Origin of the sequence: Loktanella fryxellensis (genome assembly GCF_900110065.1) — a bacterium.
Classification (GTDB): domain Bacteria; phylum Pseudomonadota; class Alphaproteobacteria; order Rhodobacterales; family Rhodobacteraceae; genus Loktanella; species Loktanella fryxellensis.
In genome coordinates this window covers 288,326-308,393 of sequence record NZ_FOCI01000001.1, presented here as the reverse complement: position 1 = coordinate 308,393, position 20,068 = coordinate 288,326, and the positions used below count along the sequence as shown (strand labels likewise).

Genomic DNA, 20,068 nt, shown 5'->3' with positions numbered 1-20,068 from the left:
CCCTGACCCATCGTCGCGATGATCACGACGGTGGTGCGCGACAGGGCCGTGACGGTGATGTCCCTGATGGCGCTGGTGGTGGTGTGGTGGGGTGTGGCCGCGTGGGTTGCCACACCCCGCACGTTTCCGGGGCCCGCGGCGGTCGCCGCAATCCTGTGGTCAGAGGTGACGGCAGGGCCGTTGCTGGCGCATCTAGGGGCCACGCTGACGCGGGTGGTAGCGGCCTTCGGTTTGGCGATGGGCCTGGGCGCGGTGCTGGGTGTGCTGCTGGGCACGATGCCGAGGGTGAACCGATGGATCGATCCCTGGCTGGTTGTGGCGCTGAACCTGCCTGCCCTGATCGTGATCGTGCTCTGCTATCTGTGGATCGGGCTGAACGAGACCGCCGCGATCACGGCGGTGGCCTTCAACAAGATGGCGACCGTCGCTGTCGCCCTGCGCGAGGGTGCGCGGACGCTGGACCGGCCACTGGCCGACATGGCGCGTGTCTATCGGTTGTCGTGGGGCGCGCGGGTGCGGCATGTGGTGCTGCCGCAGCTCGCCCCCTATCTGGCGGGGGCCGCGCGCAACGGGCTGGCGATCATCTGGAAGCTGGTGCTGGTGGTCGAGTTTCTGGGCCGTCCCGACGGGATCGGCTATCAGATCCATCTTTATTTCCAGCTGTTCGACGTGGCCAGCGTCATGGCCTATGCGCTATCGTTCATCATCGTGATGCTGACCATCGAATATGGTCTGTTGCAGCGCTGGGAAGGCCATGTGACCCGGTGGCGGATGGTGGTCGCCTAGCACGGAGGTTAGTGACGGGTCCGCGCGAGGCGATGGGCGGGCTGAGAAGCGGACCTGTCACCCGTCGGGTCCGGTCATGCGCGATGGCGCGGTGCCCGGACCTGAGGCAAGGTGCTAGAACGTGACGCCCGCGTGCAGGACGATGTTGGCGTAGGGCGTCACCTCGCCGGTGCGGACCACGGCCCGGGCGTCGCGGGTCAGCACCTTGAACGCGTCGTGCGACATGAGGGCAGGCGGCAGCGGCGCAAGGGCGTGGAGACCCGCAGACGCCTCCTGCGCCATGGTGCAGCGTTCGACCTGCAACTCGGTCAGGACGGCGGCCAGCACCTGTGCAAAGGACGGGATGCCGTGCGTCAGGGCAAGGTCGATGCAGGGGATACCGGGCGGCACCGGCAGGCCCGCATCGCCGATCACCAGCATGTCGCCGTGCCCCATGCGCGCGATGACGCCTGACAGGTCGGCATGGAGGAGGCCTGTTTTCTTCATACGGTGACCTCTTAGGCTGCGCTGAGGAAGGCGCGCACGGCAGCCTCTGTCAGGCGGGGTTGCGCCGCGTGCAGCCAGTGGCCCGCGTCGGGGATGGTGCAGATCCGGGCGGCGGGAAACAGGGCCTCGATCGTCTGGATTGCGCTGTCGGGCACGTAGTCGGACTGGTCGCCGCGCAGAAACAGGGTGGGACCATCGAAGCGGCCCGTCACCGCGGGCCAGCCGACGATGGCGTCCATGTCGCGCGACAGCGTGTCGAGGTTCAGCGTGAAGCGACGGGCCGCCAGATCGAGGCTTTGCAGCAGAAACGTGGCTGTGGCGTCGTCGAGGTCCATCATCGCCTGGGCCTCTCGCCGGGTGGTGACGCGGGACAGGTCGGGGTCACGCATGGCGTTCAGCGGACCGTTCTGGGTGTGGCTGTAGGCCACCGGCGCGATGTCGGCGACGATCAGGCGGTGTACCAGCGCAGGCTGCATGAGGGCCAGCATCATCGCCGCCTTGCCACCCATGGAATGGCCGAGCACATCCGCTTGCCCGCCGTGGGCCGCGATGACCTCCGCCAGATCGGCGGCCATGTCGGCATAGGTGTGGCTGTCGGTCCAGGGACTGGCCCCATGGTTGCGCATATCGACGGCGATGACCTGCCGCGTGTCCGACAGACGCTTCGCGATTACGCCCCAGTTGCGGGCTGAGCCGAACAGCCCATGCGCGATCAGCAGCGGCGGGGCGGCGGTGGGGGTGCCGTGCAGGACCGTATTCAGCATGTCGCAACCCCCTCGCCGCCATGTGGTGCGCTGGGGCGGGGCCTTGCTGCCGGACCACCCTTGGCGCTAGGCACAGTCATGGCCGCAGATCCCCTGACCCGCAAGACCGAACGGATCCACGCGCTGCTGACCGCGCGGCTGGGGCTGAAGGGTGCGACGCTGGAGGCGCAGGCAGGCCGCGTGGGGCGGCGGCTGTCGCGCAGTCTGATGCGTGATTTGGCGCTGGTCGTGGCGGCGGACGTGGCGCGCGGGCACCCTCGGCTGATGCGGCAGGTGGATGGCCGGGCGGTGGGATTGGCTGGGGACCGGATCGTGGCGCATCTGACGACGGTCGACCCATGGGAGGTGCGCAAGACGCATGTGTTGCGCTGGCTGGCCGGTGTCGCGGCTGTGGCGATCGTCGCGTTCGGTGGCGTCGTCTGGGCGCTGCGGGCACAGGGCCGGATCTGAGCGTTGCGCCTGGGCTGAGGTGGTCGTGGGGGCCAGCCCCCACACCCCCGGGATATTTTTGACCAGAAGAAGAGGACGGCGCGGCTATGCGGCGTCGGATCGTCGTGCAGCAGCGGGGCGGCGGCGTACCTTTGGCGATGTCGTCGGTGGCAGGTGAAGGTATCGGGGTGATGCTGTGATGCGCGTCACACGTGCCACGCTGAGCGGCGGCGGGTTATTTTTCGAAGCGTGCCCGGCAGCGCAGCGGCTGCCGGGCACGGCTGCGGGATCACAGTCCGGGATATATCGGAAAGGCGTCGCAGAGCGCTTCGACCTGTGCGCGGACTTCGGCCTCGACCTCGGCATTGCCGTCGCTGCCGTTGGCTGCGAGGCCATCGACGACCTGAACGATCCAGCGCCCGATCTGGCGGAACTCGGTTTCCGTGAAGCCGCGTGTCGTGCCCGCAGGTGTGCCGAGGCGCACGCCGGAGGTGATCGTCGGCTTCTCCGGATCGAAGGGGATGCCGTTCTTGTTGCAGGTGATGTGGGCGCGGCCGAGCGCCTCTTCGGTGGCGTTGCCCTTGACGCTCTTGGGGCGCAGGTCGACCAACATCAGGTGCGTGTCGGTGCCGCCCGTCACGATGTCGAGGCCACCCTTCATCAACTCGTCCGCCAGCGCCTGCGCGTTCTTGATGACCTGACGCTGGTAATCCTTGAACTCGGGGCGGAGTGCTTCACCGAAGGCGACCGCCTTGGCTGCGATGACATGCATCAGCGGGCCGCCCTGGATGCCCGGGAAGATGGCCGAGTTGACCTTCTTGGCGATCGCATCGTCGTTGGTCAGGATCATGCCGCCGCGCGGGCCGCGCAGGGTCTTGTGCGTCGTCGTGGTGGCGACATGGGCGTGCGGGAAGGGCGAGGGGTAGTGACCCGCCGCCACGAGGCCCGCGAAGTGGGCCATGTCCACCAGCAGGTAGGCACCGACGCTGTCCGCGATTTCGCGCATGCGGGCGAAGTCGATGATGCGGGGAATGGCGGAGCCACCGGCGATGATCATCTTGGGGCTATGTTCGGTCGCGAGGGCCGCGACCTGATCGTAGTCCAGTTCCAGATCCTGCTGGCGCACGCCGTACTGGATGGCGTTGAACCACTTGCCCGACTGGTTCGGCTTGGCCCCGTGGGTCAGGTGGCCGCCTGCATCAAGGCTCATGCCGAGGATGGTGTCGCCGGGAGCGAGCAGCGCCTGGAACACGCCCTGGTTGGCCTGAGAGCCGGAGTTCGGCTGCACATTGGCAAAGCCGCAGCCGAACAGCTGTTTCGCACGGTCGATGGCGAGGTTTTCGGCCACGTCCACGTGCTGGCAGCCGCCGTAATAGCGTTTGCCCGGATAGCCTTCGGCGTACTTGTTCGTCATGACGCCGCCCTGCGCCTCCATCACCGCGGCGCTCACGATGTTCTCGGAGGCGATCAGCTCGATCTCCTTGCGCTGGCGACCGAGTTCGGCGGTCATCGCGGCGGCCAGCTCTGGGTCGCGGGTGGCGAGCGTTTCGGTGAAGAAGCCGTCGTCGCGGGTGGGGGCGTTCATGGCGTGTCCTTCCGGGGCAGGGTTGCGCATTCTGCGCGCCTTCTACGCGAAACGGGGCCGTGTCAAAAGCGGCAAAATGACCCTGGGGCAAATGCAGGGCGGTGCGGTGCGCTTGCCTTCCTGTCCTACATCGTGGACTGATCGGGGCATGTTGCGCAGTACACCGCCATGCCCCGTCTGAGGATCGCCTTTCTGGCCAGCCCCGTGCCCATGGCACAGGCGGCCCTGGCCGAGCTCGTGGCGCTGCACGGTCAGGTGGCGCCGGAGGCGGCGCAGTTCGTCGTGGCGCTGGGGGGCGACGGGTTCATGCTGCAGACCCTGCACGCGACCGAGACGCTGGACGTGCCGGTCTATGGCATGAACCGCGGCACCGTCGGCTTCATGATGAACGAATACGCCGCCGACCGGCTGATCCACCGCCTGCAGGCGGCCGAGGAAGAGATCATCAACCCGCTCAGCATGACCGCGCTGTCCGCCGATGGGTCCATGCACACGGCGCTGGCGATCAACGAGGTATCCCTGCTGCGTGCGGGTCCGCAGGCGGCCAAGCTGCGCATCACCGTGGACGGCGTGCTGCGGATGCCGGAACTGGTCTGCGACGGGGCGCTGGTGGCGACGCCGGCGGGATCGACGGCCTACAACTATTCCGCGCACGGGCCGATCCTGCCGATCGGGTCCGACGTGCTGGCGCTGACCGCGATGGCGGCGTTCCGGCCACGGCGCTGGCGCGGCGCGCTGCTGCCCAAGAAGGCGGTGGTGCGCATCGACGTGCTGAACCCCGAAAAGCGGCCCGTGATGGCCGACGCGGATGGCAAGGCCGTGCGCGACGTGGTCAGCGTGGAGATCCGGTCCGACCCGACCGTGCGGCACCGGATCCTGTTCGATCCGGGGCATGGGCTGGAAGAGCGCCTGTTTCAGGAACAGTTCGCCTGACCGATGCGCGGTGCGCGTCGGGAACTATTCTTGCGCGTCGGTGTTTGAAATCCATAGGCACTGGCGACGATGACCGACGCCGACATGCCTGCTTATCAATGGAGATCATCATGGGTGAATTCGCAGACAAGGCCAAAGCAGCCGCCAACAAAGTGGCAGGGTCCGCCAAGGAGGCCGTCGGCAAGGCCACGGACAACGACCGTCTGGAAGCAGAAGGTCAAGCGCAGAAGACCAAGGGCGACGTTCAGAACGCGACCGGCACCGTCAAGGGCGCGCTGGGCGACAAGATCTGATCATCACGACATGACGACGCGAATGCCCCGTCTGCGACAGCAGGCGGGGTTTTTCGTGGGAGTGTGCTAGGCTTGCAATGCATGACACACCGCCTCGATCAGGTTGCCATCGGGATCGCGGACGAAGGCGGCTTAATAGTGCGGATGGTACCCGGTCCTCAGCCCCGGCGGGACATCGTCCCGGCCACCGTTTGCCACAGCCGCCGCGTGGAAACGGTCGACCGCAGCGCAGTCGGCTGCCAGAAACGCGTCATGTCTGCCGTGACGTGGACCGTCCCCGTCGCATTGCGGGCCGAACACATCCCCGTCCGGCGGGCCGTAGGTCAGCATCGTCTCGGGCCGCCAGAGCAGCGATATATCCAGTGCGGACATCACCGCATCGTAGAGCCGCTGCGCACAGACCTTGTCATGGATGCCGAGGGTGACGTGGTCGAAGACGCGGGTCACGCGACCCCGCCATACCCCAGCGACCTGACGGCGACACGGATCTCGTCGAGGATCGCGGGATCGTCGATGGTGGCTGGCACCTTGACCTCAGCCCCGTCGCACACGCTGACCATGGTGCGACGCAGGATCTTGCCGGACCGGGTCTTGGGCAGGCGGTCCACCACGGCGACCAACTTGAACGCCGCGACGGGGCCGATGGCGTCGCGCACCATGCGGATGCAGTCCGCCACGATCTCCGCCTCCGGGCGGGTGGTGCCCTTGTTGGTGCATACGAAGCCCATCGGCAACTGACCCTTCAGGTCGTCCGCCACGCCGATCACGGCGCATTCGGCCACGTCCGGGTGATTGGCGAGGATCTCCTCCATAGCACCGGTGGACAGACGATGGCCCGCCACGTTGATCACGTCGTCGGTGCGCGCCATGACATAGAGGTAGCCGTCCGTGTCCATCAGACCCGCATCGCCCGTCTCGTAATAGCCTGGGAAGGTGGTGAGGTAGGCCGTCTGGAAGCGGTCCTCGGCGTTCCACAGGGTCGGCAGGGTGCCCGGCGGCAAGGGCAGCTTGATCGCGATGGCCCCCAACTCGCCGCGCGGCATCTCGACCCCCGCCTCGTCGAGGATGCGGATGTCGTAGCCCGGCATCGGCACGCTGGGGCTGCCGATCTTGACGGGCAGCGCCTGCAGACCCGCCGGGTTGGCGACCATCGGAAAGCCCGATTCGGTCTGCCACCAGTGGTCGTAGACCGGCACCTTCATCACGGTCTGCGCCCAGATCACCGTGTCCGGGTCGGCGCGTTCCCCCGCAAGGTAGAGCGCGCGCAGGCTGCTGATGTCGTAGCCCGCGATCAGCGCACCCGTGGGATCGTCGCGCTTGATCGCGCGGAATGCCGTGGGCGCGGTGAACAGGCTGCGCACCTTGTGGTCCTGAATGACGCGCCAGTAGGTGCTGGCGTCAGGGGTGCCAACCGGCTTGCCTTCGAACACGATGGTGGTGTTGCCGTGGATCAGCGGGCCATAGCAGATGTAGCTGTGCCCCACGACCCAGCCCACGTCGGACGCGGCCCAGAACACGTCGCCGGGGTCGACGTTGTAGATGTTCTTCATCGTCCAGTAGAGCGCGACCAGATGCCCGCCGGTGTGCCGCACCACGCCTTTCGGCGCACCCGTGGTGCCGGAGGTATAGAGGACATAGGCCGGATGATCGCCCGCGACGGGGACGCAGTCGGCGGGGACGACACCCTGCTGCACCGCGTGCCAGTCGTGGTCGAACCCCGGGGTCAGGTCGCAGGTCAACTGATCGCGCTGCAGGATGATGGTGAAGTCGATCTTGTGCCGCGCCTGTGCGACGGCGGCGTCGATCAGCGGTTTGTAGGCGACGGTGCGCCCCGGCTCCAGCCCGCAGGAGGCGCCGATGATCGCCTTTGGCGTGGCATCGTCGATGCGCACCGCCAGTTCGTGCGCGGCGAAGCCGCCGAACACCACCGAATGCACCGCACCGATGCGCGCACAGGCCAGCATCGCCACGATCGCCTCGGCCACCATGGGCATGTAGATGATGACCCGGTCGCCCATCCCGATGCCCTTGTCCCGCAGCGCACCGGCAAGGCTGGCGGTCGCAGCTTGAAGCTCTGCAAAGGTCATGCGGATGACGGTGCCGGTGATCGCGCTGTCGGTGATGATCGCCACCTGATCGGCCCGACCCCCCGCCACATGCCGGTCCACCGCGTTGTGGCAGGCGTTCAGCACGCCGTCGGCGAACCAGCGGTAGAAGGGGGCGTTGCTGTCGTCGAGGGCGCGGGTGGGCGGTTTGATCCAATCGATCCGGTCGGCCTGCGCCATCCAGAATGCCTCCGGGTCGGCCTGCCAGCGTGCATAGACCTCAGCGTAGCTCATCCCTCGTCCTCCCAAACGTGTGAGATATGGATAGGCAGGGCGCGGGGGGGCGGCAAGTGGCGGTGGCGCTGGACCGGACGGATTGTCAATTCGTTGACAAATCAGGGGGGTGACAGGACGCGACCGGCCCCCGGGGGCCGGCTGGAGGCGCTGCCTCCAGACCTCCGGGATATTTCCAACCAGAAGAAGGGAGGACCGGCCCCGCTTCAGTCGCGGCCGTAGCGCGCCAGATAGGCGGCGACCCAGGGCACGGGGCTGTAGCCGAACTTTTCCGGCGTGCCCCAGCGGGTGCCCTTGGGTTGCGCGAGGTCATGGGGGTTGGGTACGCCGTGGAAGGCCACGACGAAGGCGTCGCCCGGACCGGGCACGGCGCGGACGAAGTTCACCGGCATGTGCCACGCCAGCGATTTCTTGAAGCTGAGGACCCAGCCTGTCGGCCAGAAGTGGCGGTCGGTGGCATTGTGGTGGATGAAGGTCTGGTCGTTGCCGTGGCTGCGCAGGGTGTCGAAGTCCTGCGTATGGAAGCGGTCCCAGATCTGGGCCTGGGTGCCCGCGACGAACCCCACGACGGAACTGTTCGATCCGCGCACGCGGGGGAACAGGCGGGGGAACCAGCGTTCGTGCGTGTCGTGCCAGTCGTGGATGATGTGCAGACCCGGCACCTGACGGATGCGGTCGATCAGGGGGGACAGGTCGCGGGCCACCACCACGTCCACGTCCATCAGCAGCACCGGCGTGCCGGGCGCGAACAGGCCCGGGGCAAAGACGCTCAGCTTTGGCCACATGCCCGGTGTCCAGTGGTCGCGCGACAGCGCGAACGCGGGCAGCGCCACCGCGTCGATCCCTGCGTCGAGACCTGCGGGGTCGTCGGTCAGGCAGACGAAGCGGAACGGCTGCGTCATCAGGTCCGTCAGTGCGCGGAAGAGGATGTTGGTGTCGCGGACCGGATAGCCCTTGCCCCATTTCAGGCAGACGATGGCGGGGATGGGGGACATGTGGCGCGGCCTTTGGACCAGAGTTCGGTGCGCTCCTAGCAGAGTGCACTGCAGGTGTTAAGCGGGGGGCGCATCCCCGTAGCGCCGCTGGTAGTCCATGACCCACGGCACCGGGGCACGGCCGAAGCGTTCCTTCGTGCCCCAGCGCACGCCCGGTGCCTGCAGCAGGTCGGCCATGTCTGGTTTGCCGTGAAAGGCCACGACGAAGGCCTCGCGCGGACGGGCGGGGGCGGCCAGATAGTTCAGCGGCACATGCCAGACCACGGATTTCTTGAAGCTGAGCACCCAGCCGTCGGGCCAATGCAGCCGGTCTTGCGCGTGGTGGTGGATGAAGTCCTGATCATTGACCTGCGGGGCAAGCGTGTCCCATCCGGCGGTGTGGAACGCGTCCCAGATCTGGCCCTGCGTCCCCGCCGTGAACCCTACGACGGAGCTGTTCGACAGACGCGGCCCCTTGGCGCGCCACGGCGTGACACGCTCTGTCAGGTTGGGCCAGTCGCGGATGATGTGCAGTCCCGGCTGCGCCCGCACCCGGTCGACGAGGGGGGCGAGGTCGCGCAGCACCATCACGTCCACGTCCATCAACAACACAGGGGTGCCGTCCGCGAACAGGCCGGGGGCGAAGATCGCAAGCTTCGGCCACATGCCGGGGGTCCAATGGCCGTGGGGCAGGGCGAAGGCGGGCAGGGGCAGAACCTCGATGCCGTCGTCCAGCCCGGTGCCGTCGTCGGTCACGCAGACGAAGCGGTGCGGCACGCCCATCAGGTCGCGCAGCGCCCGGAACAGGACGTTGGTGTCAGCCGCCGGATAGCCCGCGCCCCATTTGAAGCAGGCGATGACGGGCACGGGGGCAGGGCTCGCCGGCTTCATCCCGATGTCGGACCCCGGCCCGGTCATCCCGATGTCGGGCGACGGTCCGGTCATCCCGATGTCGGGCGACGGTCCGGTCATCCCGATGTCGGGCCCCGGCCCGGTCATCCCGATGTCGGGCCTCGGCCCGGTCATCCCGATGTCGGGCCTCGGCCCGGTCATCCGTAATGCGCCACCGGCGTGCCCGCGATGGCGGACATGTTCAGCAATCCGCGCGCCGTGATCGACGGCGTCACGATATGCGCGCGGTTGCCCATCCCCATCAAGATCGGACCGACCTCCAGCGCGTTGCCCTTCATCTTGAGGATGTTGCGCACGCCGGACGCCGCGTCGGCGTTGGCGAACACGAGGCAGTTCGCAGGCCCGTCCAGATGCGCCCCCGGAAAGATCCGCGCCCGCAGGTCCACGTCGAGGGCGCTGTCGATGTGCATTTCGCCCTCGAACGCGAAATCCCTTGGCGTGCCGTGCAGGATGTCCATGGCGGCGCGCATCCGGCGGCCCGAGTTGCTGTCCAAGTTGCCGAACTGGCTGTGCGAGCATAGCGCGATGCGCGGCTCCACGCCGAAGCGGCGGATGTGACGCGCGGCCCCGATCACCGTGTCGGCGATCTGCTGCGGCGTCGGTTCCTCGTGCACCTGCGTGTCGGCGATGAACAGCGTGTCGCTTTCCAGGATCATCAATGACAGGGCGGCGACAGGCTGCATGGCCGCCGTGCCGAGGATCTGCTGGATGTAGTTCAGGTGCCACAGATACTGCCCGAAGGTGCCGCAGATCAGCGAATCCGCCTCGTTGCGCTGCACCATGACCGCACCGATCGCGGTGGTATTGGTGCGCATGACGGCACGGGCGAGGTCCGGGGTCACGCCCTTGCGGGCCATGATCTCGTGATACGTGCCCCAGTAGTCGCGGTAGCGGGAGTCGCTCTCGGGGTTCACCACCTCGAAATGCGTGTCTGGCCGGATGTCGAGGCCCGCGCGTTCGCAGCGCGCGACGATCACGTCGGGGCGACCGATCAGGATCGGCACTTCTGTCGTGTCTTCCATGATCGCCTGTGCGGTGCGCAGCACACGCTCGTCCTCGCCTTCGGCGAACACGATGCGGCGCGACACGGCACGGGCGGCGGCGAACACCGGGCGCATGATCAGCGCTGATTTAAACACGCTCGCGTCCAGCTGCCGCTTGTAGGCGTCCATGTCGGCGATGGGGCGGGTGGCGACGCCGGTTTCGCCCGCGGCGCGGGCCACGGCGGAGGCCACGACGCCCATCAGGCGCGGATCGAATGGTTTCGGGATCAGGTACTCGGGACCAAAGGTCAGTTGCTCGCCCTGATAGGCCGCCGCCGCCTCGGCGCTTGTGGTCGCGCGGGCCATGGCCGCGATGCCTTCGATGCAGGCGATCTTCATCTCGTCGTTGATGGTGGTCGCCCCCGCATCCAGCGCACCGCGAAAGATGAACGGAAAGCACAGCACGTTGTTGACCTGATTGGGAAAGTCCGACCGCCCCGTAGCGATGATCGCCCGCGGGTTGACGGCGCGGGCGGCGGCCGGGTCGATCTCCGGGCTGGGGTTGGCCAGCGCGAAGATGATCGGCACGTCGGCCATCCTGCCTACCATGGCGGGCGTCAGCACGCCGGGGCCCGACAGGCCAAGGAACACGTCCGCCCCCGCGATCACGTCATCCAGCGTGCGGGGCGCGTCGCCTTGCGCATACGCCGCTTTCTGATCGGTCATGTCTGCGGTGCGGCCGTTGTAGACGAGGCCTGCGAGGTCGCAGAGGAACACGTTCTCGCGCCGCACGCCGAGTTTCAGCAGCATGTTCAGACAGGCGATGCCGGCCGCACCGCCGCCCGTGGACACGACCTTCACGTCGGCGAAATTCTTGCGCGCAATCTTCAGCGCGTTGGTGATGCCGGCGCCCACGACGATGGCGGTGCCGTGCTGGTCGTCGTGGAACACGGGGATGTTCATGCGTTGACGGCAGATCTCCTCGACCACGAAACAGTCGGGGGCCTTGATGTCCTCGAGGTTGATCGCGCCGAAGGTTGGTTCCAGCGCGCAGACGATCTCGGCCAGCTTCACCGGGTCCGGCTCGTTCAGTTCGATGTCGAAGCAGTCGATGTTGGCGAACTTCTTGAACAGGACCGCCTTGCCTTCCATCACCGGCTTGGACGCAAGCGCCCCGATGTTGCCAAGCCCCAGCACCGCCGTGCCGTTGGTGACGACACCGACGAGGTTGCCGCGCGTGGTGTAGTCGCGGGCGGTACCAGGGTCGCGTTTGATCTCCAGACAGGCTTCGGCAACCCCGGGCGAATAGGCGCGCGCCAGATCGCGACCGTTGGCCAGCGGCTTGGTCGCGCGGATCTCCAGTTTGCCGGGGCGCGGAAACTGATGATATTCCAGCGCGGCCTTGCGCAGGCTGTCGGAAGGGGTGTCGTCGCTCATGGGCCGGACCGTCCTGTGGTGAAACTGGTTCACCCCTAAACGATCCGGCACAATGCGGCTAGACCACAATCAGGCGCCGCGTCCAGTCTTGGCCTGCAGGGCGTCGATCCGCTTGGACGCCTCGGCCTTGGTCAGGTTGGCGTCGAAGGGCTCCTTGGCCTCCTCGGACAGGGTCTGCAAGTAGCTGGCCTGCGCGCCGGTCATCGCCTCGTCTCCGGTTACCCAGTCGTCGACAGGCTTGTCCGCATTGCCGGGGGCGTCGGTCTTGGGGTGGCTGAGGTCTTCGGGTTGCTGCTTGCGGTCGTCGGTCATGGGATGTCCTTTTGATTGTGTTCACCCAATGTTCCGACAGGCGGGATTGTTCCCCTCGGACCCGCTGCGGCGGTGGAGAAGGAACCAAATCTTTATCCATTTGCATCAATCCTGCGGCATGACCGGATGAAAGGGGCCGCATGACACCGTTCCGACGCTTCTCGCTTGCCACCTTTCTGCTGGGCCTGATCATCGCCGTGCCGGAAGATGCGCCCGCTGATGCCTTGTCGCTGGCGGGGCGGATGCCGATCCTGCCGGCCCTGACGACGCCAGATGAATCGGCTGTCGGCGTCGGCATACCGGCCGTAATGCAAACCGGCGTGCAGACGGACGGGGCGACGGTCCGGTCGGCCAGCCTGTTCGCCGGCGCGACGGGACGCAGTTTCTTTGCACCCCTGCCGCCACGGGACAGGACGGTCGGCACCGACGGCAATTCCGGGCGGTCCATGCCGGTGCTGCCCGGGGGTGGCGACACGGCCGACCGCGTGCGCCATCTGATCGCTGCGGCAGAGGCGGGACCCGCCGGTTACGACGCCGTCCAGTACGGCGCACGGGTCAAACCGGGCCGCCCGCCGACCGCGTTGACCATCGCAGAGATCTATGCATGGATCGACGCCACGCCGGGCCAGCCGCATGCGATCGGACGTTATCAGTTCATCCCGCCGACCCTGCGGCGTCTGGTCGACATCACCGGGATCGATCCGCGTGCGCAATTCACGCCGCAAGTGCAGGATGCGCTGGCCGATGTGCTGCTGGCCGAGGCGGGGTTCGCAGACCTGACCGCAGGGCGGATCGACCGGGTCGCGTTCATGAACAATCTGGCCAAGATCTGGGCCGGACTGCCGACGTCCAACGGGCGCAGCTACTATCATGGCTATGCTGGCAATCACGCGACGATGACATGGGCGCGTTACGATGCAGAAATGCGGACCATCTTTCCGGGATGACGGGGGCACCAGCTCGGCGGTAGGCCGATGCCGTCGGACTGACAGCGCGGCAGATCGACCACTTCACGTTATAGCGGCCTCGCATGGCGCACGTCGCGATTGCCAGGTTTCAAAGCGAGGTGGGCGGTGGCGTCTTGGCGACGATAGGATCCACACGACTTAATGCATATGCCGCTGCGCAAAGCCTCGGCTTTGCATATCTGATCAATCAGTGACCGCTGGCCCACGTTGCACATGGTGCGCGAAAACCTGGCGGTTTCACCCGAACATCGTGGCTCGTAGGCCTATGTGGTTGGGTCGGCGTCCCGGTCGGCGGTCAGCGCCGAAAGCTCGGCGATCAGCGCGTCGGCACTGTCTGCGGTCATCTGATCTTCGAACGGGTGGCCAGTCGCCGAACACAACTCCTGCAGGATCGCGGCCTGTTCGCCGTTCATCATGTGGTGGTCTTCAAGCATCGTCGGTCCGGTCGTCATGATCGGTTCCCCCTGTGGATGTGGCGATACGGGACGTATGCATGCAGCTGTCAGGCGCGGACGCTAGAGGTTGAGGTCGGTGTTCAGATGACGCGTCAGATCTTCGATCCGGGCCAGCGCCTCGGCCTGCGACAGTCCAGCATTGAACGGCTCGCCCGCATCCTCGCAAAGGGCGCGCAGCAGATCGGCCTGATCGCCGGTCATCGGGTCGTCCTGCGGTCCGGTATCATCGGGCAGGGCGGTCGGCACGGCGAGGGGAGGGATCATGGACGAACTCCTTTTCTATGTGGACCAACGCCAAGTCATGCGGCCCGGTTCCGCCTCACGGGGTTGCAACCGCTGCCCCATGGCTCCAAAGTCCTGCAATTCACCGGAGAGCCCGCCATGACACCCCACACCCCCCAGACCGAGGCCCTGATCGCCGCCGCCCGCGCCGTGCGCGAGAATGCGCATGCGCCCTATTCGGGCTTCAAGGTGGGGGCCGCGATCCGCACGGCGGATGGACAGACCTTCGTCGGCTGCAACGTGGAGAACGTGGCCTATCCCGAAGGCACCTGTGCCGAAGCGGGCGCCATCGCCGCCATGTGCGCCGCAGGCGTGCGGGATGTGGCCGCCGTCGCCGTCATCGCCGACAGCCCGAAACCCGTCAGCCCCTGCGGCGGCTGCCGCCAGAAACTGGCAGAGTTCAGTGCGGGCGACGTGGTCGTCACGCTGACGACGCTGGACGGGCGCAGCCTGACGACGACGGTGGCGGACCTTTTGCCCGGTGCCTTCGATCAGGACTACATGAGCCGGGTCTGAGCCATGGATGCCCGCGCTACCATCGCCGCGATCCGTCAGGGCCGCGCCCCCGGGACAGACCGGATCACCGCCTTTGCCAACGGCCTTGCCGACGGGTCGGTCAGCGACGCGCAGGCGGGTGCGTTCGCCATGGCCGTCTGCCTGCAGGGGCTGGACGAGGCGCACCGCGTCGCCCTGACCACCGCCATGCGCGACAGCGGTGACGTGCTGCGCTGGGACGTGGGCACGCCCGTGCTGGACAAGCATTCCACGGGGGGTGTCGGCGACTGCGTATCGCTGATCCTCGCGCCCATGCTGGCCGCCTGCGGCGTGGCGGTCCCGATGATCTCGGGCCGCGGTCTGGGCCACACGGGCGGCACGCTCGACAAGCTGGAGGCGATCCCCGGCGTCGCCACGGACGTGAGCGAGGCGCGTCTGCGCGCCATCGTGGCGGACGTGGGCTGCGCCATCGTGGGGGCCACGGGCCGCATCGCGCCCGCCGACCGCAGGCTCTACGCGGTGCGCGACGTGACGGCGACGGTCGACTCCGTCGATCTAATCACCGCGTCGATCCTGTCGAAGAAGCTGGCGGCGGGGCTGGACGCCCTTGTGCTGGACGTGAAGGTCGGCAGCGGCGCATTCATGAAATCGCGAGAGGCGGCGACCGCGCTCGCCCGCGCGCTGGTAGACACGGCCAAGGGGGCGGGCTGCCCCACGGTCGCGGTGCTGTCGGACATGAACCAGCCGCTGGCCCCGGCGCTGGGCAACGCGGTCGAGGTCGCGGTCTGCATGGAGGTCCTGTCCGGCCAGTCCGACGCCGCACCGCGACTGGTGGCGCTGGCGGTGGAACTGGGGTGCATCGCACTTGGGTTGGCCGGCTGGCCGGAGGCCAAGGCCCGCGCCGCCTTGGTGCGCACGTTGGCAGACGGGTCGGCGCTGAACCGCTTCGCGCGCATGATCGCGGCGCTGGGCGGGCCGCCCGACATGCATCTGGACTGGCGCACCCATCTGCCGCAGGCGCCCGTCATGCTGCCTGTGGTTGCCAGCACCGCGGGCCACATCGCCGCCATCGACGGTGAGGCGCTGGGATTGGCGGTCGTCGGCCTTGGCGGCGGTCGCGCGCGCGAGGGCGACCGCATCGACCCGGCCGTGGGCCTGACCGCGATCCCCGAACTGGGCACGCCCGTGGCCGTGGGCGACCCGCTGGCCATCGTCCATGCCCGCACGCCGCAGGCGGCAGAGGCGGCGCGCACCGCGGTGCTGGCCGCCATCACACTCGGCGGGCCGGTGCCCGTTCCCGCATTGATAATCGACAGGATCACCTGACATGACACGCGCATTCCTGATCGTCATCGACTCGGTCGGCATCGGCGGCGCACCCGATGCCGCCGAGTATTTCAATGGCGACCGCCCCGACACCGGCGCCAACACGGTCGCCCATATCGCCGCTGCGGGCGATCTGGTGGTGCCGACACTCGACCGCCTCGGCCTCGGGTCCGCCGTCCGTCTGGCGAGCGGTGAGGACGCATCCGGTCTGGACCTGTCGCCCATCGGCGCATGGGGCGCGGCGACCGAGGTCAGCCGTGGCAAGGACACGCCGTCGGGCCATTGGGAACTGGCGGGCGTGCCGGTGCCGTGGGACTGGACCTACTTCCCGGACGCGCACCCCGCGTTTCCCGACGACCTGACGGCTGTGATCTGCGACCTCGCGGGCAGTGACGGCATCCTCGGCAACTGCCACGCCAGCGGCACCGCGATCATCGACCAGCACGCCGCCGAACACATCCGCACCGGCTGGCCCATCGTCTATACATCCGCCGACTCGGTCCTGCAGATCGCGGCGCACGAGGAGCATTACGGTCTGGACCGTCTGCTGGACCTGTGCCAGCGGCTCGCGCCGCATCTGCACGCGATGAAGGTGGGCCGAGTCATCGCGCGCCCCTTCCTGGGCGAGGCAGGCCATTACAAACGCACCGCCAACCGCAAGGATTACGCCATCGCGGCCCCGGCCCCCACCGTGATGGAGGATGCGCAGGCCGCAGGCCGCCGCGTCTATGCGGTGGGCAAGATCGGCGACATCTTTTCGGGCACCGGCATCGACGAGGTCCGCAAGGGCGAGGATCGCGTCCTGATGGACCACCTGTCGGACCTGATCGCCTCGGCAGAGGACGGCTCGCTCACCTTCGCCAACTTCGTGGAGTTCGACAGCCTCTACGGCCATCGCCGCGACGTGGCGGGGTATGCCGGGCACCTGAACTGGTTCGACGCGGCGCTGACCGACCTGCTGCCGCGACTGGGCGAGGGGGATCTGCTGATCGTCACCGCCGATCACGGCAACGACCCCAGCTGGTCCGGCACCGACCACACCCGCGAACGGGTCCCCGTGCTGGTGCACGGCATCGGTGCGCGCGAACTGGGCCTGATCGACTTCGTCGATGTCGCCGCCAGCGTGGCGGCACATCTGGACATTCCCCACACCGGCCCCGGCCGAAGCTTCCTCTGAGAAAGACCTCTTCATGAGCCTGCGCGACATCCCCAAAGTCGAACTTCACCTTCACCTCGAAGGGGCGGCCCCGCCCGAATTCATCCGCGGGCTTGCGGCTGAAAAGAAGATCAAGCTCGACGGCATCTTCGACGCTGACGGCGGTTACGAATTCCGCGACTTCGCGCATTTCCTGTCGCAATACGATGCCGCTTGCACCGTGCTGACAGGGCCCGAGGAGTTCTATCGCCTGACCCGCGCCGTGCTGGCGGAAAGCGCGTTTCACGGCGTGATCTATTCGGAGACCTTTCTGTCGCCTGACTTTTGCGGCGGCGGCGATTTGCATGCGTGGCGCGACTACCTCGCGGCCATCGCACAGGCGGCACAGGACGCGGAACGCGACGACGGCATCGTGCTGCGTGGCATCGCCACCGCGGTGCGCCACCACGGGGCAGAGGCTTGCCGCAAGGCCGCCCGCGTGGCGGCGGAAACCAGCGGCGGGTTCCTGACGGGCTTCGGCATGGCGGGGGCCGAGCTCGAAGGGCGGCCCGGCGATTTCGCATACAGCTTCGACCTTGCGCGCGAGGCGGGCCTGCGGCTGACGGCGCATGCCGGCGAATGGGGCGACGCCCAGCGCATCCGAGAGACGCTGGCGCTGGGCGTCGAACGCCTCGGCCACGGCATCCGCGCGATCGAGGATGCGGCGTTGGTGCAGGAACTGGCCGACCGCAACATCACGCTGGAGGTGTGCCCCGGCTCCAACGTGGTGCTGAAGGCGGTCACGGGCTGGGACGATCACCCGATCCAGAAACTGCGCGACGCGGGCGTGCCCGTGACCGTGTCCACGGACGATCCGCCGTTCTTTCACACCACCATGACCGCCGAATACGAAGGGCTGCAGCGCACCTTCGGCTGGCAGGAGGCCGATTTCCGTGACACCAACATCGCGGCGGCCAAGGCGGCGTTCTGCGACGATGCCACCCGCGACGCGATCCTGAAACGACTGGAGCCTGCCGCATGACCGACGACGACCTGACCCCCTATCTGACGCACGTCACCCACCCGCTGGTGCAGCACAAGCTGACCCTGATGCGCCGCGAGGAGACGTCCACCGCGGCCTTCCGCCAACTGCTGCGCGAGATCAGCCAGCTGCTGGCCTACGAGGTGACGCGCAACCTCGCCATGACGACCGAACGCATCAAGACCCCGATGCAGGAGATGGACGCCCCGGTTCTGGACGGCAAGAAACTGGTGCTGGTGTCGATCCTGCGGGCAGGCAACGGGCTTCTCGACGGCATCCTCGAACTGGTGCCGTCGGCGCGGGTCGGGTTTGTCGGCCTGTATCGTGACGAGGACACGCTGCAGCCGGTGCAATACTACTTCAAGGTGCCGCAGGCGCTGGAGGATCGCATGGTCATCGCCGTCGATCCGATGCTGGCCACCGGCAATTCGTCCGTCGCGGCCATCGACCTGTTGAAACAGGCGGGGGCCACCAACATCCGGTTCCTGTGCCTGCTGGCCGCCCCCGAGGGGATCGCGCGCATGAAGGCGGCCCACCCGGATGTACCCATCGTGACGGCGGCCATCGACGACGGGCTGAACGATCAGGGTTATATCATCCCCGGTCTGGGCGATGCGGGCGACCGGATGTTCGGCACCAAATAAGGCGGCATTGCGGCGTTGGTGCCTTTACTTGCTGGGCATTGTTTGCGACTGTTCCACAACATATTGTGGGGATGCATATATGACCGTCATGCCGCGTGCCACCGGCCTCGTCAGCGTCGCGGCCCTTGTGGCCGTCATGTCGATCGGAACAGAGCCGGCTGCGGCCCAGGGCGCGGGCATCCCGGCAGAGTTCCCGCCCGCGAGTTACACCGGTACGCAATACGTGGACAGTCAGGGCTGCGCCTTCGTGCGGGCGGGCATGGCCGGACGGACGACATGGGTGCCGCGGGTCAGCCGCCAGCGCGAACAGTTGTGCAACTTCCAGCCGACCGGCATCGCCGCGGCGCAGGCGGCTGCGCCAGCACCGCGTCCCGACGTGACCGTGATTGTGCCACCTGACGCACCCGCCGCCGCCCGCGTTGCCGCGGCCCCCCGCGTGGTGCTGCCGCCGGTGCCACGCGCCCAGCCTGCGATGCAGGCTGCCCGCTCGCCCGCCGTGCGCCAGCCCGCGCCCATATTGGTTCCCGTCGTGGCCCAGGTCCCGACTTCCGCACCCGCGCCGCAACGCCGCGTGACCCTCGCCGAAGCCTGCCTTGGCCGTTTCGGCGTGCAGCCCGGTTTCGTCAGTGCCAGCACCCGCCAGCCCATCGACTGCGGCCCCGCCGCCGCCCCGGCACAGCGGGTCGCCGCCGGTCCGATGGCGCGCACCGCAGGCCCCGCGCCGCTGCGCCTGACGCTGGCGGATGCCTGCGCGCGGCAGGCGCAGACCGGTCAGCGCCTGATCGACGCGGCCAGCGGTCGTCCCATCGCCTGCGCCCCTGCCAGCGTTTCTGCCGTGGCGCAGGTCGCGTATCCGGCGCGCATCGCGTCAGCGACGGGCTGTGCCGCGGCACCTGCCGGTGTCGCCGTGCGTTGCGGTCCGCAGATCGAATCGCCGTCCGGCACCGGCACGACCCTGTATGCGCCCCTTGCCCGGGCGGGCGGTCAGGGCGTCACGGCCGTGGTGCCGCCGCCCGTCGTCGTCGCAGCACCGCGCCCCGCCAAGCCGCTGTTCGGCGCGGGCCCCGTACCCGCATCGAACGCACCCAATGCGGCCATCCCCCATCCGCCGCGCGGTTATGCCCGCGTCTGGGACGACGGCCGCATCAATCCGCAGCGCGGCCTGCCGCGTGCGCAGGTCGTGGTCGCAGCCCCGGCGCATGTGCAGGCCACCGTCAGCAGCCGCAGCGCAGCGCCCGCCGCCGTGCAGGCGCCTGCGGCGGCCAGCGGGCCCCGTTACGTCCAGGTCGGCAGCTTTGGCGATCCGGCGAATGCGGCGCGGCTGATCGCGCGCCTGCAAGCCGCCGGTCTGCCGGTGGCGTCGGCGCAGTCGGGCGGCGTCAAGGTCATTGCCGCCGGGCCGTTCCGGTCGCCGGGTGATCTGAACGCGGCGCTTGGCGTCGTGCGCGGGATGGGGTTCTCGGACGCCTATCTGCGCAGCTGACCGTA

22 protein-coding genes are annotated in these 20,068 nt (G+C 68.0%); 11 read left to right on the top strand and 11 right to left on the bottom strand.

Going from position 1 to position 20,068, the window contains the following annotated elements:
* Positions 1 to 30: 30 nt before the first annotated feature.
* On the top strand, positions 31 to 786 hold the full coding sequence (locus tag BMX16_RS01485; RefSeq protein WP_245731205.1) for an ABC transporter permease: 756 nt from the start codon (positions 31 to 33) through the stop codon (positions 784 to 786).
* Positions 787 to 900: 114 nt separating this feature from the next.
* On the opposite strand, the gene rbsD is transcribed toward BMX16_RS01485, so the two are convergent.
* Together rbsD and BMX16_RS01475 are read right to left on the bottom strand one after the other, a co-directional pair.
* On the bottom strand, positions 901 to 1,272 hold the full coding sequence (rbsD, locus tag BMX16_RS01480) for a D-ribose pyranase (RefSeq protein ID WP_089897936.1): 372 nt from the start codon (positions 1,270 to 1,272) through the stop codon (positions 901 to 903).
* A gap of 11 nt (positions 1,273 to 1,283) precedes the next feature.
* Complete coding sequence (locus BMX16_RS01475; protein ID WP_089897934.1) at positions 1,284 to 2,036, bottom strand: alpha/beta fold hydrolase; 753 nt, start codon at positions 2,034 to 2,036, stop codon at positions 1,284 to 1,286.
* Between the two features lie 78 nt (positions 2,037 to 2,114).
* On the opposite strand from BMX16_RS01475, the gene BMX16_RS01470 reads away from it, so the two are divergent.
* Positions 2,115 to 2,486 (top strand): hypothetical protein, encoded by a 372-nt coding sequence (locus BMX16_RS01470; protein WP_089897932.1) that lies wholly within the window; start codon positions 2,115 to 2,117, stop codon positions 2,484 to 2,486.
* Positions 2,487 to 2,754: 268 nt separating this feature from the next.
* On the opposite strand, the gene glyA is transcribed toward BMX16_RS01470, so the two are convergent.
* Positions 2,755 to 4,050: a serine hydroxymethyltransferase gene (glyA, locus tag BMX16_RS01465; RefSeq protein WP_089897929.1), complete on the bottom strand. Its 1,296-nt coding sequence runs from the start codon at positions 4,048 to 4,050 to the stop codon at positions 2,755 to 2,757.
* A gap of 168 nt (positions 4,051 to 4,218) precedes the next feature.
* On the opposite strand from glyA, the gene BMX16_RS01460 reads away from it, so the two are divergent.
* Together BMX16_RS01460 and BMX16_RS01455 are read left to right on the top strand one after the other, a co-directional pair.
* The gene (locus BMX16_RS01460) at positions 4,219 to 4,983 is read left to right on the top strand and encodes an NAD kinase (RefSeq protein WP_089897927.1); all 765 of its coding nucleotides are present in this window, start codon (positions 4,219 to 4,221) and stop codon (positions 4,981 to 4,983) included.
* A 98-nt stretch (positions 4,984 to 5,081) separates the two neighbouring features.
* Entirely contained in the window at positions 5,082 to 5,276 is a 195-nt protein-coding gene (locus tag BMX16_RS01455; RefSeq protein WP_245731204.1) for a CsbD family protein, read from the top strand.
* A 132-nt stretch (positions 5,277 to 5,408) separates the two neighbouring features.
* On the opposite strand, the gene BMX16_RS01450 is transcribed toward BMX16_RS01455, so the two are convergent.
* The 6 genes from BMX16_RS01450 to BMX16_RS01425 all read right to left on the bottom strand — a co-directional run bounded on the left by BMX16_RS01450 (position 5,409) and on the right by BMX16_RS01425 (position 12,233).
* Positions 5,409 to 5,723, bottom strand: a complete 315-nt coding sequence (locus BMX16_RS01450) for a VOC family protein (protein WP_089897925.1) — start codon at positions 5,721 to 5,723, stop codon at positions 5,409 to 5,411.
* A complete protein-coding gene (locus BMX16_RS01445; RefSeq protein WP_089897923.1) occupies positions 5,720 to 7,615 on the bottom strand; it encodes an AMP-binding protein in 1,896 nt (631 codons plus the stop codon). Before BMX16_RS01445 ends, BMX16_RS01450 begins: the two co-directional genes overlap by 4 nt.
* A 206-nt stretch (positions 7,616 to 7,821) precedes the next feature.
* Positions 7,822 to 8,610 (bottom strand): hypothetical protein, encoded by a 789-nt coding sequence (locus BMX16_RS01440; RefSeq protein WP_089897921.1) that lies wholly within the window; start codon positions 8,608 to 8,610, stop codon positions 7,822 to 7,824.
* A gap of 57 nt (positions 8,611 to 8,667) precedes the next feature.
* On the bottom strand, positions 8,668 to 9,642 hold the full coding sequence (locus tag BMX16_RS01435; protein WP_245731203.1) for a hypothetical protein: 975 nt from the start codon (positions 9,640 to 9,642) through the stop codon (positions 8,668 to 8,670).
* Complete coding sequence (locus BMX16_RS01430) at positions 9,639 to 11,921, bottom strand: NADP-dependent malic enzyme (RefSeq protein WP_089897919.1); 2,283 nt, start codon at positions 11,919 to 11,921, stop codon at positions 9,639 to 9,641. The genes BMX16_RS01435 and BMX16_RS01430 overlap by 4 nt, the downstream gene beginning before the upstream one ends.
* Positions 11,922 to 11,990: 69 nt before the next feature.
* Positions 11,991 to 12,233: a DUF3072 domain-containing protein gene (locus BMX16_RS01425; protein ID WP_089897917.1), complete on the bottom strand. Its 243-nt coding sequence runs from the start codon at positions 12,231 to 12,233 to the stop codon at positions 11,991 to 11,993.
* Positions 12,234 to 12,373: 140 nt separating this feature from the next.
* Here BMX16_RS01425 and BMX16_RS01420 point away from each other — a divergent pair, with 140 nt between their 5' ends.
* Positions 12,374 to 13,180, top strand: a complete 807-nt coding sequence (locus BMX16_RS01420; protein ID WP_089897915.1) for a lysozyme family protein — start codon at positions 12,374 to 12,376, stop codon at positions 13,178 to 13,180.
* 284 nt (positions 13,181 to 13,464) lie between these two features.
* On the opposite strand, the gene BMX16_RS01415 is transcribed toward BMX16_RS01420, so the two are convergent.
* Positions 13,465 to 13,653, bottom strand: a complete 189-nt coding sequence (locus BMX16_RS01415; RefSeq protein WP_089897913.1) for a hypothetical protein — start codon at positions 13,651 to 13,653, stop codon at positions 13,465 to 13,467.
* Between the two features lie 63 nt (positions 13,654 to 13,716).
* Positions 13,717 to 13,920: a DUF3072 domain-containing protein gene (locus BMX16_RS01410; RefSeq protein WP_089897912.1), complete on the bottom strand. Its 204-nt coding sequence runs from the start codon at positions 13,918 to 13,920 to the stop codon at positions 13,717 to 13,719.
* Between the two features lie 117 nt (positions 13,921 to 14,037).
* Here BMX16_RS01410 and BMX16_RS01405 point away from each other — a divergent pair, with 117 nt between their 5' ends.
* From BMX16_RS01405 to BMX16_RS01380, 6 genes are all read left to right on the top strand, one after another.
* Positions 14,038 to 14,454 (top strand): cytidine deaminase, encoded by a 417-nt coding sequence (locus BMX16_RS01405; RefSeq protein WP_089897910.1) that lies wholly within the window; start codon positions 14,038 to 14,040, stop codon positions 14,452 to 14,454.
* A gap of 3 nt (positions 14,455 to 14,457) precedes the next feature.
* Positions 14,458 to 15,759 carry a thymidine phosphorylase gene (locus BMX16_RS01400; RefSeq protein WP_089897908.1) on the top strand — a complete coding sequence of 434 codons (1,302 nt, stop codon included), beginning with the start codon at positions 14,458 to 14,460 and terminating at the stop codon, positions 15,757 to 15,759.
* A gap of 1 nt (position 15,760) precedes the next feature.
* A complete protein-coding gene (locus BMX16_RS01395) occupies positions 15,761 to 16,936 on the top strand; it encodes a phosphopentomutase (RefSeq protein ID WP_089897907.1) in 1,176 nt (391 codons plus the stop codon).
* Between the two features lie 13 nt (positions 16,937 to 16,949).
* Positions 16,950 to 17,936 (top strand): adenosine deaminase, encoded by a 987-nt coding sequence (locus BMX16_RS01390; RefSeq protein WP_089897905.1) that lies wholly within the window; start codon positions 16,950 to 16,952, stop codon positions 17,934 to 17,936.
* Positions 17,933 to 18,580 (top strand): uracil phosphoribosyltransferase, encoded by a 648-nt coding sequence (upp, locus tag BMX16_RS01385; protein ID WP_425433989.1) that lies wholly within the window; start codon positions 17,933 to 17,935, stop codon positions 18,578 to 18,580. Before BMX16_RS01390 ends, upp begins: the two co-directional genes overlap by 4 nt.
* An 88-nt stretch (positions 18,581 to 18,668) precedes the next feature.
* Positions 18,669 to 20,063 carry an SPOR domain-containing protein gene (locus tag BMX16_RS01380; protein WP_143057977.1) on the top strand — a complete coding sequence of 465 codons (1,395 nt, stop codon included), beginning with the start codon at positions 18,669 to 18,671 and terminating at the stop codon, positions 20,061 to 20,063.
* Positions 20,064 to 20,068 lie beyond the last annotated feature (5 nt).

What these genes read in the sequence shown, in the direction of transcription:
- BMX16_RS01435 (WP_245731203.1), bottom strand. Translation starts at nt 9,642, where the DNA reads ATGACCGGGCCGAGGCCCGACATCGGGATGACCGGGCCGAGGCCCGAC.
- BMX16_RS01445 (WP_089897923.1), bottom strand. Translation starts at nt 7,615, where the DNA reads ATGAGCTACGCTGAGGTCTATGCACGCTGGCAGGCCGACCCGGAGGCA.
- BMX16_RS01475 (WP_089897934.1), bottom strand. Translation starts at nt 2,036, where the DNA reads ATGCTGAATACGGTCCTGCACGGCACCCCCACCGCCGCCCCGCCGCTG.
- BMX16_RS01430 (WP_089897919.1), bottom strand. Translation starts at nt 11,921, where the DNA reads ATGAGCGACGACACCCCTTCCGACAGCCTGCGCAAGGCCGCGCTGGAA.
- BMX16_RS01400 (WP_089897908.1), top strand. Translation starts at nt 14,458, where the DNA reads ATGGATGCCCGCGCTACCATCGCCGCGATCCGTCAGGGCCGCGCCCCC.
- upp (WP_425433989.1), top strand. Translation starts at nt 17,933, where the DNA reads ATGACCGACGACGACCTGACCCCCTATCTGACGCACGTCACCCACCCG.
- BMX16_RS01405 (WP_089897910.1), top strand. Translation starts at nt 14,038, where the DNA reads ATGACACCCCACACCCCCCAGACCGAGGCCCTGATCGCCGCCGCCCGC.
- BMX16_RS01395 (WP_089897907.1), top strand. Translation starts at nt 15,761, where the DNA reads ATGACACGCGCATTCCTGATCGTCATCGACTCGGTCGGCATCGGCGGC.
- BMX16_RS01440 (WP_089897921.1), bottom strand. Translation starts at nt 8,610, where the DNA reads ATGTCCCCCATCCCCGCCATCGTCTGCCTGAAATGGGGCAAGGGCTAT.
- BMX16_RS01390 (WP_089897905.1), top strand. Translation starts at nt 16,950, where the DNA reads ATGAGCCTGCGCGACATCCCCAAAGTCGAACTTCACCTTCACCTCGAA.
- glyA (WP_089897929.1), bottom strand. Translation starts at nt 4,050, where the DNA reads ATGAACGCCCCCACCCGCGACGACGGCTTCTTCACCGAAACGCTCGCC.
- BMX16_RS01470 (WP_089897932.1), top strand. Translation starts at nt 2,115, where the DNA reads ATGGCCGCAGATCCCCTGACCCGCAAGACCGAACGGATCCACGCGCTG.
- BMX16_RS01415 (WP_089897913.1), bottom strand. Translation starts at nt 13,653, where the DNA reads ATGACGACCGGACCGACGATGCTTGAAGACCACCACATGATGAACGGC.
- rbsD (WP_089897936.1), bottom strand. Translation starts at nt 1,272, where the DNA reads ATGAAGAAAACAGGCCTCCTCCATGCCGACCTGTCAGGCGTCATCGCG.
- BMX16_RS01425 (WP_089897917.1), bottom strand. Translation starts at nt 12,233, where the DNA reads ATGACCGACGACCGCAAGCAGCAACCCGAAGACCTCAGCCACCCCAAG.
- BMX16_RS01380 (WP_143057977.1), top strand. Translation starts at nt 18,669, where the DNA reads ATGCCGCGTGCCACCGGCCTCGTCAGCGTCGCGGCCCTTGTGGCCGTC.
- BMX16_RS01460 (WP_089897927.1), top strand. Translation starts at nt 4,219, where the DNA reads ATGCCCCGTCTGAGGATCGCCTTTCTGGCCAGCCCCGTGCCCATGGCA.
- BMX16_RS01455 (WP_245731204.1), top strand. Translation starts at nt 5,082, where the DNA reads ATGGAGATCATCATGGGTGAATTCGCAGACAAGGCCAAAGCAGCCGCC.
- BMX16_RS01410 (WP_089897912.1), bottom strand. Translation starts at nt 13,920, where the DNA reads ATGATCCCTCCCCTCGCCGTGCCGACCGCCCTGCCCGATGATACCGGA.
- BMX16_RS01420 (WP_089897915.1), top strand. Translation starts at nt 12,374, where the DNA reads ATGACACCGTTCCGACGCTTCTCGCTTGCCACCTTTCTGCTGGGCCTG.